Genomic DNA, 16,757 nt, shown 5'->3' on the forward strand with positions numbered 1-16,757 from the left:
GTTATCATAATTAAGTTTATAGACATCCTTCCTTCATAGTATTTTTGGTACTCCTTTTAGTGTCAGGAAGATACCCGATATTCACTTTTGTATCTTCCATGACTATTATTTTACTAATCAAAAATTCATTTTAATTTTAAGACCTTATTTTTCGCATTTACTATATATTGACCAAAAGCATACGAAATTGATATTTCTACCTCACTATTTTTATTCATTGATAATTCCTTAAACATTTTAATCATTTCAGGTGTTGGATCATTAGGTTTGTCCTTTTTATCCTCGTAGATTTTAACTAATTCCCAATCGTTTCTATTACAAACCAATTGAAAACCTTCTAGAACCTTTTTATGTTCTTTACTTCTTGCATCCTTTTTTAGGACAGACACATATCCAACTGCTTTCTTTTTCATAGTAATTCCCCCTCAATTTTGTTTATGACACTTAATTTTGAATGGCCCGCATCAATTAGGCATTTTTCAGACTATAAATAAACATTTCCTTTTCAACTTCTTTTCCTATCTTTAAGTCCTCTATTAACACAAAGTCAATTTCATCAGGTCCATAAATTACATATTCGCCAAAACAAAAAATGATTGTTATATCAGCAGAGTCTTTCCCCGCATTTCTAGTGTCATTAAATAGTTTTCTAGAGGCCTTTTTAGGACTTGATTTTCGAGTAACTTTATCTTGGTAGATTTTAATTAACTCCCAATTTTTTCTTTCACATATTTCTTCCATTCCTTTTTGAACTAATTTATTTAATGGGCTGTTAATAAGATCGTTCCTTACTTTAATATAGCCTACCGCTTTTTTCATAAAACTCCCCCTCTGCGTTAATTTCTTATTTATAGGTTATTCTGTACATTTTTTTTAACGGTGCATTAAAATATATTTCAACTTTTCTCTTCACATTAATCTAACCTTGTGGTAACATATGTGATAACAATAAATTTTTAATAGATACGCCAATATCTATATAACTTCCTAATCTAGTTTATTGTTTTAAATGAATAGTTTTAGTAATTAAAACAGTGTTAGCCTTTTTCTATTAATTCTGGAAAATAGTGTTCAATTTCATTTGTTTTATTCCTTAGTTCTAACCATGTAATTACTTGAAGACTATCCATAAGAATAATAGTTTCGATTCCCCATGTTGAATTATTATTTGATTCACTATATATCGTTAGTGGACCACCTTGAGCATGTAAAAAAAATTGTCCTTTCTTTGTTACATATAAATCCTCATACACGTGACTAAAATCACTATTAGATAACCCATTTGAATACTCTGCTATCAGGGTTGACTCCTCGGTATCATATACTTTCTTATTAATAACTTTTTTCATACAAAGCATCCCCTTTCTTTTATTTTAAGTTAAAAACCTATAATTTTTCCTCCTTTCGTAAGTTACATCAGAACATTTGTTTTTATGTTTTTTGATGTTGATTGTAATTATATAGCACCTTAAAAAACCTTGCAACCCCTGTTCCGACAGTATTTATACCCCCATTTCGTAGATAAAAAATCTTTATTCGATAAAAATACTATTATATCAATTGTTTCTATTACTCTTCTTGTTAAAAATTCCCACAAAAAAATCTATAGAAAAATATTCGTAGATAAAAAATATACTATATTATTCAACCTCAATTCTTGTGTTTATATTGTTTAATCTGCGACATCCAACAGACAAAACAGTACCTCTAGCCATCACTTGATCGTCATCCCACTAAAAATGTCATGAATATGCCGTTTTCCCTATTTTTGGGCGATTTTAACCACTTTATAATTAAAAGACGAATTTATTCGGGCTTTTGCTAATTTCTTATTTTTTTCACTAATATAGATGATAGTAAAATCTATATGTATTACATGAAATAAATTGAAAAAAATGAAAAAAATAAACGATTAGTAACTATTGATAAGAGTTATTAATCGTTTGTTTTCATTAATAACTGCTGTATTTCAATATAAAAGTTAAAATCATTTTAATGAAAATCAACAGTTATAATGATTAACCATAAAAACCAATGATTAATGCAGCCAACTTTCTCAAGCTGACTGCATTAATATTACTTCATAAAATCTATTAATTCTTTTTGTGAAAATGATATGTACTCAGCGCCAACAACAGGTAGATTACTAAGAATAAGCACTTTGGCAGGGTATCTATTTACCCTCGCCCTCCCTATAGCCTGCAACAATTGACTTTCAACAAGATAGAATTGGATTTCCTTCAATAAAGTATCATTGCTATATGTGGTAAAATAGAATCTTAATCCATTTCTTTCAACAGGCCTATACTCCATCCTACTTTCCTCAAGACCCATTCGATAGCCTAAAGTAACGCTTATTAATAGATATGCAATTGGATTAAGATGCGGTGTTCCAATTACTGTGATATTTTCTCCTTTAAGGTTATCAATTCCCTCAGTATTACCAAAATAGATTTCTTCATGTTTGCTACCTGTGGAAAAGTCCTTATATGTAATGATTTCGCTTTCTGGGTTATAATGTTCCAAAAGGTTTTCCGCAAGGGTTTTTAACTCCTTATGATTTTCTTTGATCGTATATCTACTAAAACTCTTAGATGTTACTTGAAGAATACTGCCAGTAGGTTTAACCAATCCCAAATCTACAAATGTAACATCCTCTCCAAATACTAGTTTAGAAATCTTCTCATTTATAGTTGCACTTAGAATAATAGTCTTTTTACTCATAGATAGTTTTTTTCTTTGTATAAAATATATGTAGTCTGTATTATGAATTCGCATTTTTATGAAATAATCGCAATTCAGAAACCCTAATATATTTGAACTTATGGTCCTTTCCTCAACTATTGTTTGTTCAAGGTCTTTTACAGATGGTAATAAAAATGATGACCGTTCCTGAACAATATCAAATGGAGCATTCAATATCATGTTTTGAAAAGTAATGATAACATCCTTGTTCACTTCGTTGTCCTGTAATTTCGTGAATGCAAAAACTAAATCGGATACTTTCATTTGAGATATTGGAAAAAGACTAGGTATTGGGTCCTCATCGAAAATAACAGTTGAATTTGAATCATCATTAGTGAAAATCGAACGTTGATGAGTTGTTAGTAACAACTCATTTTTTAAAGTCTTTACTTTTTCCAAATCCTCAAGAAATATTGACACATCTTCATTTTCATTGGAAATCTGTCTGAGGTACTTATTAACTGTCTTATATGCACCAATATTATATAGATGCTCAATCTTTTCTGAGAATGGCTCTTCAAGTAAAGGTAATTCCGGTACTTTTATGTGCTTTATCTTTTTAGAATTTAAACGTTGTGAAACTTCCTCTTTCAACCTATGTGTAGGAAAGGCAATGCTAAAGTTATTTTCTGCTGCAAATTTGACAATGGCTACCGTCTTCCCAATTCCAGTAGGGGCTTTTATGACATATACACCATTATCAGTACTATTTAACATATCCCTTAATACATTCTCTAATTTCTTATATACCTCATTAACATCTTGAAATTGGGGCTGGTGTAAAACTTGCACACTACCACGCGGCAACTTCCCTTGCTCTATCATATTTGTTGAATGGATACATTCATTAGCAAAAGGACAATATGTATTGCACCTTGTTGGCGCATAATTCATTTTCCTAATCTGGTTCATCATTAATGACCATTCTTCTTGTTTTTCAAGATATTCTTTCCTAGAATTAATAATTTCTACTATCTTGGATTTTCCACCTTCTACATTTAACAGATTCGTCATTAAACCAAACATTTCATTATGATACAACCAATAGTCCCCTGAGATTCCTTCCCGATAAAGTTCGCATCTCTTTTGCAAATTTTCAAAAGGAAAGTTTCGTACCTGTTTCACTTCTTGTTCTTCATAGGTTTTAGATTCATAGGAAAAGCATTCATTATCCTGAATGGAATCCTTAGAGAAGACTAAGTAGTAGTCAAAATGACTATTTTCTCCACGCGTACTATAGTAATTAATAGTGTTGGTGCGGTTTTTAGTCTTAGAAATAAATAGATTATCCCAATTACTTGGTAATTCCATTTCCTCAACCTTCTTATAATGAGGATACCCTTTATGAAAAGCCAGTCCAGAGGCTTTACAGAATCTCTTCATCTCTCTTGTTGAATTTGAACTTGATTTGATCTTACGTACCACCCCATCTAATATATCTGGTATACTCACAACTCCCTTATGTAGAAATTCAATTTTCTTACCTCCGAATAGTACCCTGGCAGCATCATTAGCATTTTTATCAGAAGTCGGAAATAATGTCGTTAATGCCGTTTGAATTACATTCCGGACACGTATATCTTGAATTTCCTCATCCAAAACAAATATCATTCTAAACTTGTGAGATTGATCCGAATGACTAAAGGTTGAATAAATAAAGGTAGGTTTAACTCTCCATTTAGCACTGAGTTGAACTGCCTCCTCAATCGCTAGTCCCGAATCAATATCTAATGCAAATATCTGCTGACTTTTCCAATTTTGATTTAACCTTTTCGAATTAACAAATGTAGCAGGTGTAAATGACTTTGCGTAAGGTAAAGTTACACTATCCATTAACTCTTTAATTGTAATCGTAGTTACCTGACCTGCTATTCTTTCCGATATCCTAACGACTTCTTTCTTGTCAGGTTTTTGATTAAAACCTTCTTGATCTAAACATACGTTAATTTTCTCTTCTAAAAATCTTTTCTTATTAACCATCGTATCCCTCCTCTCAAAAAGGAGGAGCATGGTATTCTTAATAATAGTATGATAATATTCTATAATTTTTCTTCTAAATCAACTCCTCGATAAATTATTTCTCAATGGTTACAGCTATATAATATGTCACTTAAAATTTCCTATCAAATTTTTAGGGTAGGTATTTTATAATATAAACGTTTATATATACAGATTTGATTTATTAAATTCCCATAAAAAAAAGCATCTAAATACAATTTTGTGTTTGCATTTAGATGCTTTTAAAAATATTTTTTATAGAACTAGACTATTTATAGTTCGTTGTATACTTATCTATAAACTGTGCTTCTTTAAAAGAATATCTTTTCAATAATTCATCAACTTTGTTAACATCGTTCGCATTTGCAGCTATTCCTTGAGCGAAACTCTTCAAATTTGTTTTTATGTTTTCCAAATTAGTTTCATTTATAATTTTTATATTTTTATTAGGAGATGCTGCATACTCAAACTCATTAGACCTATGCACCATAATAGGTACATGATGGTTTCCCTCATCATATTTTTCATAAAACCAATTTATTGACCCATTCAGTTGATTACAGTCACTTTTACTAATATATTCTGTAACGGCGCCATTTTTACACTCAATCACAAAATAGTTCGATTGTCCAACAGACCATAGGTTATCTGGACCTTTTCTAAACTGTTTTTCAGGTCGTTGTCCTCTAAAGCCTAAGACAAATGCCAAATCCATAATTGCTTGTTCAAAAGTATTTGCAGTTTTAGGTAAGAAAACCAGTTGCTCTATTAATTTATTTACAAATAAAATATATTTATTTGGTCCCCTAAACTTTTGATTAATGTAATTTGCTAATTCTTGAGCTTGAGAAACATCTGTTGGTATTAGCCTATCATATTGAATCCCCTCAATCGGGTGAATAACTTGACTATTATCTTTCACAGCAGACATAAGGGTTTGTTGAGTTTCAACAGGGTCATAAAAATGGAGGTATTCTGCTAATTTTTGCTTCATAACTCCTCTTATAATTTGGTTTTCCTCCTCATTAATTACGTTTAATAAGATTTGAGTCGATTCTCTATGATTATTATTAAGTGCATGGTTGTAAGCTTCACGTTCTTTTATAATTCTATCATCAAATTTAACACTTGGATCATATTTCACTTTCACTAATGCACCTCTTGAGGTTCTAATCCAGTCCTTATCCCGATTTAGTGAATAATTTATTACATCTTTAAGTTCTTCCAAATCTTTACCACGTAGTTGTTTTGATAACTGGGATGAGAGTTCAATCTGCTTTCTCGTTGCTGCAGTAAATCTAGATATTGCACCATTAACATATAAATGATTGACTAGAGAGCGCCCCATTAGAAATACAACACAATAATCATCTTTTGATCGAATTCCCCTACCCATCCCTTGTTCAATTTTTTGTATTTTATTATTTAGTAGTAATTCATTACCTTGTAATGCAGACTCTTCTATTTTATCTATCTTTCTCCTAACATCAGGAAGTCCATCTATTACTAACACCGTACAAGCACTTTTAGGTAGATCAATTCCATCATATTTATTTATTACTACAACTAAACCTACATGTCCTTTTTTTAGTTCTTCAACACCGGCGTGTAAATTTTTAGAGTTTAATATCTTATCAGCTACGTCTTCCCAATATTTTGCTCTATAATTAGATGGTACTATTATTACAACATTTTGAGTTTGGGAAATTTCTTTATAAAATATTTTTAATTGATCATCAGAAATATCAGGATTTAATTCTTGAGGTACAATTATCATTCTTTCACCAATATCGTTTGAACTGTTAGGCGTAATAGCCTGTGATATCATGGTATGATCTATATTAAAATGGGAAACCAGAACACTATCATCAGAAATTGTCGCACTCATAAAAATTCTTCTTTGTGCATTTTGAAAACTTGGGATATTATGTATAGGTAAAAATTTAGGTGATATTTCTAATCCGTCACTACCTATTACACAATAACAATGTTCTATATTATTTTTTATTAATGGCCAGCCAAACATTAATGACTTTAAATTTTCATCATTACTATCCTTATTATTGTGTAGTATTCTAATGATTTCGCTTTTATTATCAATCCAACTCCAAAATGGTACAATTCTATTAGCATTAGGGTCCCCTGCTTCTAATTCTATTAATCCTACTTCTGACTGCTGTTTTATACTTTCTCGAAACAAATTTAGGAATTCCCCATATACTTCGGTATTATAAGGTATTTTTATGGAGAATTGATTTTCAGCAATATCAAGGCACGCGTGGGCATCATCAATTATAATGCTTCCTATATTAATCTTAACATTTTCAGTTCCAAAAACTGACTTGCCATTTATTAGCTTAAATATATTTATAATTAGGATTGATTCACCTTTCAAGAAACTAGGATCATTCGTATTTTCCGTAACATCTATACCTAGACTCATAGCCTCATTTACTACTTGTTTAACTAAATACGGATCGGGAACTACATACACTGCTGGACCATTATTTTCATTGAGACAACTCTTTAGCATCAAAAGTCCAACGACGGTTTTGCCGCTACCCGTATTCATTTTAATAATAACGTCTTTTTTGTCCCGATAATCTTCAAACCATTTATTTAGCACCTCAGTCTGGACATCTCTTAAATATTCTTCATATTTATCATCCTTTTCTGGTAAAACATCAAATAGCTCTCTTGGATTAATAACTGTGTCTACCGAGTTGTTACCATTTAATTTTCCAAAATCAATAATCACAAATAAACCCCTCCGCATCTTATTATTTATCACTACCTATTTTAAACCTTTAAATAATATTAGAAAAGTATGACAACATTTCATACGAGTTTATATACCTATAAGTTCCTTTTATCACCAATTAATAATATTTAACAGGAAAACAACTTTCCATATTGAATCATGACAAAGAAACAGTATAAATCTTTACACAAGACACGAAAGGGGATGTCGTAGAAAAATTGCGTGGAACTATTATTCTACGACATTATAGACTTTATTTACATTTGATTCCGGCCAAAAAATGTACATTAACTCAAGAAAATTTTGTCGTGGAATTATTTAACTCTAAAAAGAGGTGATTTTATGTTAAACACTTATCAGGAAGATGGACTTAGAGGTAAGTCGAAACAAACTAGGAAAACCTACCTGTTCTGTTTATCAAAATTTGAAGAATGGCTAGATGGAGCTGGCACAGATTTAGAAGAATACTCCCGATCAGATGTACAACAATATATTGATTATCTTGTAAGCAAAAGATATTCAGCAACAACAATTAATAAAACTTGGAGTGCAGTAAAACATTTTAGTCGCTGGCTGAATAAATTAGATGCCATTGAAGACATCTCAGTCATTACCCCACCGAACATTCTAAATCAAGCGCCAAAAGCACTTTCTAGAAATGAAGTAAACAAACTAATTAGAGAAATTGATCGTTCTGGTAATGATAGAAACTTTGCCATCACACACACATTAATTAATACGGGCATTAGACTTAATGAACTTGTCAATTTGGATCGTGAAGATCTTGAGATTAGCAAAAGAAAAGGGACCTTAAAGATACGTTTTGGTAAAGGAAACAAAGAAAGAAAACTACCATTATCATCAGAAACTAGGAGAGCAATTACGAAGTACTTAGACACAAGAGACGATTCGGTAGAGGCAATGTTCCTTTCTAATAGAAATAAAAGAATATCGGAACGAACAGTTCAGCATATTTTTGAGAAGCATGGAGTCAATGTACATTCATTAAGGCATACGTTTATTACAAAACTTGTGCGGAATGGAGAAGACTTCAGTTTAATACAATCTTTATCTGGCCATTCTAACGCGGATATGATAATCAGGTATTCTGCTCCAAACGAAGAGGATAAAGAAGAAGCGGTATCAAAATTATGGTTATCAGATTAAAAGAGGTGGATTTGTCTAACGGGTTCCGTTTCCTATCACAAAACTCTATTTTGTATATCGAAATGTAAGAGGAAATGTATATTAAATTGCGCTGTATATTGCAGCGCTTTTTGTATGTAAAAAAATAACCCAGTTCAATATGAACCGAGTTATAACTAGCGTATTTTTATTTATCTCTTCTTAAACTAAAGCACCCGTTACTTTAAGTACACTAATTCACAATCCAAATTATAATTTTAACATAAATTGCCAATTACTTAGTTATTTATCAGAGGAATTAGCTTAGTTATTAGGGGGTGTTTTGCTAATGAATTATGCAGTTGACACAAGTTTATGTCATCTTGGTAAAATAAGTGCCAAATAAGTAGCCATTTCTCTTTCTTTTTGTAGATAAACATTGTTAAATCAACAAAAATTAGCAATCCATTTTATATGCTAATTGGATTGCTAAAAGGTTTGTTATTTTATGTTTTGTACTATTAAACTTAACACGTTAATGATGGCACGCTACTCTGCTTATATTTATTCAGTATGAAGTAACAATTGATCTAAATCCATTATTTTAATTTTCTTTTTCGGTAACTGTTTAATCAATCCAAGTTCTTCTAGAGTAGTAAATTTACGGCTGATTGTTTCTGGTGTGGTACCAAGATACGAGGCTAAATCCTTTTTGGACATTGGTAAGATAATCGTTGGACTATTGCCACTTCCCTTTTCAATATTCTCAGCTAAAAAGGATATAATGCGGGTTTCTACATTTTCAATCGCTACTTGTGTGGTTTGTTTTTCAGAATCCTTTAAACGCATCGTTACTTCTGACAGTATTTTTAATGAGATCTGCGGATATTCCACCAAATACTTCTGTAAATCACCTCGTTTAATTAAACAAATAGATGTATTTTGTAGTGCTTCCGCATAATTCTCATGAATCCTTCCAGGTTGGAAAATGGCGACTTCACCTGTAAAATCACCAGGATTTAAAATGCGAACAAGTTGTTCTTTTCCAGAATCCGATAAGCGGTAAATCCGAGCCTTACCTGAATTGATAATATATAAGGTATCATCTTCCTCATCTGCACGGAATAACATTTCCCCTTTTTTAAGATGAAGTGTCTTGGCAGATTCCGCAATCAAATCCATTTGTGAGTCTTCCAAATGGTTGAAAATGGGAACAATACGAATACATTCTGCATGTCCATGTTGGTGATGACAACATTGGTTTTGTTCCAAAATAACCTCTCCCTTTTATAAAAAGCCTAAGAGGGCATCCTAGGCTTTCTTTCTATTCACTCGATTAAGCAGGTTTTACCTTTGATTTGACAACAGGATATCCTAAGTCTTCAATTGCCTTTTCGATATCGTTAATAGCGACTGCTTCTGAATCAAAATCTACTTTTACTTTACTTGCATTGAACATTACTTTCAAGCTATCTTGATTCACACCGTTTATTCCTTTCACCGCATTTTCAATCTTTTGGAGACAAGATGGGCAAGATAAGGTTTCTAATTGAATCGTTGCTTTTTGCATAAATCATTTCCCCCTTCATTTTTTAACGACCGTAAACCAATCTATTCTTTTGTTTTTGAGTTACTTTAAGCCTGATATGCTTTATCTACTTCTGATAACATCTCGAATGTGCCTGCATACGTTTCACATACATCTCCAGGAATGGTGTAGTTGTCTGTGATTTTTCGTAATTGAGCAAATTCAGCATCTAAGTCAGGTTTGTTCGTACCTGCGTCTTTTACTTTTCCACTAATTGTTTCAAACAATTCACGTACTTCAAAGGCTTCTGGGTGATTCTTACCATGGGCCCGTGTAATTGCAGTGGTGTATAAATCCAGCTTTTCAAAATGGTTTGTTATTACTTCGTTAAATGTTTGTTCAGACATTATTCGTTCCCTCTTTCTTGTGGTTTTTTGGTCTTAGGCCGATTTTACTTTTGATTTGACGACTGGATATCCTAAGTCTTCAATGGCTTTTTCGATATCGTTAATGGTGATCGTTTCTGAATCAAAATCTACTTTTACTTTACTGGCATTAAATAATACTTTTAAGCTATCTTGATTAACCCCGTTTAATCCTTTCACCGCATTTTCAATCTTTTGCATACAAGATGGACAAGATAATGTTTCTAATTGAATAACTGCTTTTTGCATGAATTATTTCTCCTTTCATCTTATCTTTGATTTTTTTGTTTTCCCTCTTCTTCTTTACAATTTAAGTATAGTTCAGGTTCAACGAAATGAAATTGATGCAAATCAAGTTTTAAGAAAAAGTAGGGGAGTATTTTGTTCTTCCTACCTGAATACTTCCCCTTTATCATTCATCAAGACTGCTTTCTATTAAAATTATTCTCTCAAACGGTATCGAAGCAATCTCATACCATTCAAGATGACTACTAAGATACTTGCTTCGTGAACCAACATCCCGATTGACATATTCATCCATTCACTAAATAGTAGGCTGGCAAGTAAGACTAATACCACACCAACTGCAATGGTAATGTTCTGTTTCATGTTTCTTGAAGTTGATTTTGTTAAGCCTAATGCGTGTGGTAAACGACTAAAGTCAGAATTCATTAAAACAACATCTGATGTTTCAATTGCAACATCTGTTCCACTTCCCATGGCGATTCCGATATCTGCTAAGGCTAGTGAAGGACTATCATTCACTCCGTCACCGACAAAGGCAATGATCCCGCCTTCTGCTTGCATTTTTTCGATATAAGCAGATTTTCCTTCCGGTAGCATATGACCATGTGCTTCTGTTAACCCAAGTTCTCGAGCAACTAAATCTACGGTTCCTTGGTTGTCCCCAGAAAGAACGACAAGGTTTTTGACCCCTAGTTTTTTCAGTTTTTGAAGATCTTTTTTAACACCTGGACGGATTTGATCCCGAATACCCATCAGAACGTTTAATTCTCCGTCGACCGCAGTTAACACAAGAGAATTCCCATTTTTCTCAAAGCGTTCGACGTCTTTTTTAGCTTTTTCGCTTAATTTCACATTTTCCTTTTCCATTAAAGCTACGTTACCAACGGCTACACGATGAACACCTATTTTTGCTACAATTCCGCCACCTTTAACGACTTCGGTTTCTTCAACAGTAGAGAAAGTTGTCTCGCCAATATCCTGTAGAACAGCTTTCGCTAGTGGGTGGTCCGATTCACGCTCCACACTTGCTAAATATCCTAGAACCTCTTCAGTATTTTTTCCGTAAAATTCTTTTTCGGCAACTTCAGGGTTTCCTACTGTCAATGTTCCTGTTTTATCAAAAACGATAGTATCTACTCTGCTAAAGTCATTGATAACTTCACTACCTTTTAGGAGGACACCATTACGTGCACCGTTTCCGATACCGGCAACGTTGGATACAGGAACCCCGATAACTAATGCACCTGGACATCCTAAAACAAGAATCGTTATAGCTAGTTCAATATCTTTTGAGAAAAACCAAACAATAAAACCAAGGACTAACACAGCTGGTGTATAGTATTTTGAGAATCGGTCAATGAAACGTTCTGCTTCTGATTTTGAATCCTGTGCCTCTTCCACTAATTCGATAATTCTACCAAATGTTGTATCTTCTCCAACACGATCAGCTCGAATTTGGATCGTTCCATTTTCTAAGATAGATCCTGCAAATACTTCAGAATCAACCTTTTTACTTACAGGTAGAGATTCTCCAGTAATACTTGCTTCATTAATGTGACCTTCACCAGTTAACACTGTTCCATCTACCGGAACTTTTGCACCCGTTTTAACTAATAAAATATCACCTTCGTCTACATCATCGACATCTACTTCTTCAAATTCTCCGTTTTCCATTTGCTTTAAAGCGCTTTCTGGTGCCAGCTCTGTTAATTCTTTAATGGCAGAACGTGTTTTGTTCAAGGTACGTTGCTCCAAGTAAGAACCAAATAAGAATAAGAAAGTAACGATGGCTGATTCCTCATAATTTTGAATCAATACTGCCCCAATAACTGCAATGGTAACTAAAACATCAATACTGACAACTTTTACTTTTAATGCCTGATAGGCTTGGATTGCAATCGGCGCCACACCAAGAATGGATGCAATGATGAGCGACCAATTGAAAATGGCCATGTTGTCTAAGGAAAATCGTCCGAAGAATGCAAATGCAATCAAAATTGCACTGATCAGTGTAATAGAATTCTTTTTACTTAATATATATCTTTGCATGTTGATTCCCTCCAATTTCATTTTCATTTGTATTCCTTGTTGATGACTCTAGTATAGGATGTTTCTATGAAATAAAAATTGATTCGAATCAAGTTCTATTGTAAAAGTGAAAAATTATAAAGAACAGCAAAACAAAACCAACTGTTTTACGGAATAACTCTTATATATTATCGAACACCGACATACAATCACAAAAATTCATTATATTGTTCATTCTTTATTCAGCAGGCTTTAGAAAAGCATTATAAACAGCAAACTAAAACGCTCAGAAAATATTCTGAGCATTATTATCTTAATATTTAATTTTTCTTCCTCAACTAAACTGCCCAGTTAGTTTAAGTACAATAATTCACATATTCTATATCTATTTTAACATAAATATTCAAAATACCTTACACATTCAGTTAAATGCAAATTAAATAGTATTGTTACATTGAAAATTGTACCTTAAATTGTAGGCTTGTATTGCAAAATGTTGGGGTACAACAGCCATTGTCATTATACAAATTAGGCTACATTTTCCTATACATATTGAACACGAATTTTGACCAAAATCCTATTAAATCAATAAAAAACGACTAACAAATTACTCAACAATTTGTTAGTCATTTTAACTTACATTTTTAATGATTGCGATAGGTAACGGAACCCGTTAGGATTTGTCCCACCTCTTTCAATTTCATCTGTAACTATCAATGGAAATTATTTTTCTAAAATAGGTTTTAATTCCCCTTTTATAACTTCTGGAAAATATTTTGACGATATTTCAAAATGGATTGTGCTAGGTATAGTCTGAAATACAATAATCGATGGAAAATATATATTTGTGTTCTGTTTTATATATGATTGCTTATAGCAAATAACATCAAAGCCATCTTCTTGAAAGTAATCATAGCAAAAGATGTCATCAATTGACTCCAAATATTCTTCTTTATAGGACTCAACTTTCTCTTCATATGAACGAGTAAGGCCATACAAATGGATATCTGGGGGAGACACAGACACATATTCAGGATAATCATCATATTCAATTACTGAAAGTGATTTTTTTGGCTTAAAAAAGGGTTCAGTAAAATTGATTACTGTTTCCAAAATATCGTTATTGGGTAATGGTAATTGTTTACCAATACACAATTGACCAGTCTTTACATATAACTTAATATCAACATCCTCATCATAGCTTGTTCCAAAATTAGATAAGCATAAATCTATATAAAACTTAGAATCTAAACTCTCAAAGTAAGATTTCCACTGTCTATATTCACTAATTTTTTCGTATAATTGATCTAATAGTCTATATTTTTCTTTTTCATCATCGGATCCAACTAAAGAATGGGACGACCCTGTACCAAATGGACCACCACCAAAAGGTTGCTTTTGCTTGGATAACTCACCTATATTAAAAAAATCATTATAATTTAATTCTATATTAAACTCTTCTGCAAATGATTTTATTTCATTTTGAAGTTCCTTTTGTAAAGTTATTTCAACAGAACCAAATATCGAATTAAAGCCTTTAAGTTGATCTTGCCATTCTTTATTTGCCTTTCCAAAATTGGCTAATGAATTATTGACATCTAGAGCCACAATTTTTTCATCCTTTTCAGATTCCGATTCAGATTCCGAAACATCAACTACTTCGGTTTGGTCAGGCAGTCGAATATTCCTCACCTGTTCAAATAAACTATGAATATTTGACTCTATATCTGCCATGAATTTTGAGTTTTGATAACTTCTCTTATACATTATTGGATTTTCGGTAATTTTCCCGTGCCTAACACCTTTAACAGATAAATTACTACTATTAGTAGATTTGTTTTCATTTCCATTTGCAAGTAAATTCACAAAATATAAGGACAAATGGTTTAAAAAGTCCTTTTTAAATTCTGCCAAATCAGAGTATGGAGCATAAATGCCTTTATCTTTATATCTTTCCCTAAAGTCAATTACTTTTTTATACTGTTCTGGTTCAAGTGAAGCGGGATTAATCTGTCGGTCACTGAAATAAAGAAACACTTGTTTACCACTATTTATTAGTTCTTCAATTTCCTCTTCTGTACCAGATCCATAATTATCTGTAGGCGTACCAAATCTAGTCCAAAACACTGCAACAGCTGCATCACATTCTAGAACAAATTGTTTGTTTAATAGATTCTGTGGTTTCCCACCAGATTGAGGGTAAGAGTCTGTAGACCAATGCTTTGTAACTATTGATGTATCATTAGCCGCACCATACATGCGGTTAAAATCTGCAACAGTCTCTTTTATTATTTCTAGCTCTTCTTTCACATCGGAAGGGCAAGATATTAATAAATCAAACTGAGTTACATTCCTTGGCATGATAACGCCCCTTTCAAACAAAAAGTTTAGAAATATATCTTCTTTAATTCTATCACATATATATTTGTATTTGTTTTTATTCATATCAGTTTCATATTAGTTAATTTAATTCTTTTGATTGAAGTTAAAAAAGAATGATCCAGTATTTACACCAGACCATTCCCTTAACTGATTTAAGTTGGTTTAAATTTAATTCATTTCCAAATTTTTACCTATGAACTCTAATTTTTCTAAATTACCCTCAATAGCATTTTTCAAAAGGAAACTCTTCGCCCCATTAAAATTGTTACAAATCGCTGCATCCACCATAACAAATTCATCACCAAACATTTGAGCGACACATGCACCAAATTTATCAGTCCCATCAAATTTTACAATTGCAAACCGTATTGCAATTCCACAAAAGTCAACATCCTCTTGCCATAAAAAATCATTCTTCATGTAGATTCCCCCTTTCTACATGAACTCTTAAACATATAATAAACTTTTCCTTTTCAATAATTAAAAATATCATAAAATACCTACATTGTTTTTTCAAGAAACATAATCAGATATGCTATAGCTTAACAAAAAGAAAGCAAGGGGATTATCCCTCGCTTATTTTTTCGAACGCTAATTGATTTGTTCTACTAACTATACTTTCTACAAGTTTTTCATCAAATACATAATCCGGTAAAATTGCGGATAGGTATTTCATTGTTAAGCCAATAGTTGTAAATACCTTTAGATGCAAAACTTGTTGTCTCTCTGCTCCCATGTCCTTTTCAATCATTACATAATACAGTGGTTCAGATGAATTTTTCCCCATCCATCCATAACCATTTTCCTTTGAAATGACAATGTTGTAATCACCAAAAAAAGAGTAAACCAAATTGTCTTCTTGCAGTACCTGATCCTTGTACTTATCCATATAAATCTCCCTCTCTAGAGTATATTATCTACACTGTTAACTTATATGTAGCAAGCCGAATACCTTGTTTATCAGGAGATAATTTCAATCTTTTCCAGTAATTAATTCCTGAATGGCATCGTATGTTTCTTTTATAATTTTTTTCTCAACAAAATATTCTGGAACAACCGATAATAGAAATCTAGCGAGATGCCCAGTATTAAAAAATCTTTTTAATAGAACATCGTTTTGCTCACCCTTAAGGTTTTCCTCATTAACAATTACTACATAATTACCTACTCTCAAAGAATTGTTTACTTTTACAACTGAGACATAATATTCACCACTTTTAGCCAAAACCATATTATTATCAGCATGCACTATGGTTGCTTCCTCTCTTTTGTCCATTACTATTCCCTCTTTCGTATAGAATTTTTATCATGATGATATTCCACACTTGGACGGGGAAACCTGTTAAAACACATCAAAAATCAAGGGTAAACTACCTCTTAAATCAAAGTTATGAAATGCGTTAAAGGAATATATGGTTATATCTATCAACGGGCATTGCTACTATACAAATTTCATTAGCTGAAATAATTTCAAAAAAATGCTCTATAGATTTGATTCATTATTTTATTTGTTTTATAA

15 protein-coding genes are annotated in these 16,757 nt (G+C 32.1%); 1 reads left to right on the forward strand and 14 read right to left on the reverse strand.

Going from position 1 to position 16,757, the window contains the following annotated elements:
- Window positions 1–125: 125 nt before the first annotated feature.
- The 5 genes from K332_RS0110505 to K332_RS0110525 all read right to left on the reverse strand — a co-directional run bounded on the left by K332_RS0110505 (window position 126) and on the right by K332_RS0110525 (window position 7,501).
- Complete coding sequence (locus K332_RS0110505; RefSeq protein WP_026907422.1) at window positions 126–413, reverse strand: hypothetical protein; 288 nt, start codon at window positions 411–413, stop codon at window positions 126–128.
- 55 nt (window positions 414–468) lie between these two features.
- Entirely contained in the window at window positions 469–819 is a 351-nt protein-coding gene (locus K332_RS0110510; protein WP_026907423.1) for a hypothetical protein, read from the reverse strand.
- A gap of 218 nt (window positions 820–1,037) precedes the next feature.
- Window positions 1,038–1,349 (reverse strand): hypothetical protein, encoded by a 312-nt coding sequence (locus K332_RS22355; protein ID WP_036688679.1) that lies wholly within the window; start codon window positions 1,347–1,349, stop codon window positions 1,038–1,040.
- A gap of 727 nt (window positions 1,350–2,076) precedes the next feature.
- Window positions 2,077–4,725, reverse strand: a complete 2,649-nt coding sequence (locus tag K332_RS0110520; RefSeq protein ID WP_026907424.1) for a hypothetical protein — start codon at window positions 4,723–4,725, stop codon at window positions 2,077–2,079.
- Between the two features lie 286 nt (window positions 4,726–5,011).
- Complete coding sequence (locus tag K332_RS0110525; RefSeq protein WP_026907425.1) at window positions 5,012–7,501, reverse strand: DEAD/DEAH box helicase family protein; 2,490 nt, start codon at window positions 7,499–7,501, stop codon at window positions 5,012–5,014.
- A 345-nt stretch (window positions 7,502–7,846) separates the two neighbouring features.
- Here K332_RS0110525 and K332_RS0110530 point away from each other — a divergent pair, with 345 nt between their 5' ends.
- Window positions 7,847–8,671: a tyrosine-type recombinase/integrase gene (locus tag K332_RS0110530; RefSeq protein ID WP_026907426.1), complete on the forward strand. Its 825-nt coding sequence runs from the start codon at window positions 7,847–7,849 to the stop codon at window positions 8,669–8,671.
- Between the two features lie 522 nt (window positions 8,672–9,193).
- Here K332_RS0110530 and K332_RS0110535 read toward each other — a convergent pair.
- From K332_RS0110535 to K332_RS0110575, 9 genes are all read right to left on the reverse strand, one after another.
- The gene (locus K332_RS0110535) at window positions 9,194–9,901 is read right to left on the reverse strand and encodes a Crp/Fnr family transcriptional regulator (RefSeq protein ID WP_026907427.1); all 708 of its coding nucleotides are present in this window, start codon (window positions 9,899–9,901) and stop codon (window positions 9,194–9,196) included.
- Between the two features lie 64 nt (window positions 9,902–9,965).
- On the reverse strand, window positions 9,966–10,199 hold the full coding sequence (locus K332_RS0110540) for a heavy-metal-associated domain-containing protein (RefSeq protein WP_026907428.1): 234 nt from the start codon (window positions 10,197–10,199) through the stop codon (window positions 9,966–9,968).
- Between the two features lie 65 nt (window positions 10,200–10,264).
- A complete protein-coding gene (locus K332_RS0110545; RefSeq protein ID WP_026907429.1) occupies window positions 10,265–10,564 on the reverse strand; it encodes a hypothetical protein in 300 nt (99 codons plus the stop codon).
- Window positions 10,565–10,597: 33 nt separating this feature from the next.
- Complete coding sequence (locus K332_RS0110550) at window positions 10,598–10,831, reverse strand: heavy-metal-associated domain-containing protein (protein WP_026907430.1); 234 nt, start codon at window positions 10,829–10,831, stop codon at window positions 10,598–10,600.
- Between the two features lie 192 nt (window positions 10,832–11,023).
- A complete protein-coding gene (locus K332_RS0110555) occupies window positions 11,024–12,877 on the reverse strand; it encodes a heavy metal translocating P-type ATPase (RefSeq protein WP_026907431.1) in 1,854 nt (617 codons plus the stop codon).
- Window positions 12,878–13,579: 702 nt separating this feature from the next.
- A complete protein-coding gene (locus K332_RS24295) occupies window positions 13,580–15,217 on the reverse strand; it encodes a hypothetical protein (RefSeq protein ID WP_026907432.1) in 1,638 nt (545 codons plus the stop codon).
- Between the two features lie 189 nt (window positions 15,218–15,406).
- Window positions 15,407–15,658, reverse strand: a complete 252-nt coding sequence (locus K332_RS0110565) for a hypothetical protein (RefSeq protein WP_026907433.1) — start codon at window positions 15,656–15,658, stop codon at window positions 15,407–15,409.
- Between the two features lie 145 nt (window positions 15,659–15,803).
- The gene (locus tag K332_RS0110570; protein WP_026907434.1) at window positions 15,804–16,127 is read right to left on the reverse strand and encodes a hypothetical protein; all 324 of its coding nucleotides are present in this window, start codon (window positions 16,125–16,127) and stop codon (window positions 15,804–15,806) included.
- Between the two features lie 84 nt (window positions 16,128–16,211).
- Complete coding sequence (locus tag K332_RS0110575) at window positions 16,212–16,514, reverse strand: hypothetical protein (RefSeq protein WP_026907435.1); 303 nt, start codon at window positions 16,512–16,514, stop codon at window positions 16,212–16,214.
- Window positions 16,515–16,757: the final 243 nt, after the last annotated feature.

It is taken from the genome of Paucisalibacillus globulus DSM 18846 (assembly GCF_000482485.1).
Classification (GTDB): Bacteria; Bacillota; Bacilli; order Bacillales; family Amphibacillaceae; genus Ornithinibacillus; species Ornithinibacillus globulus.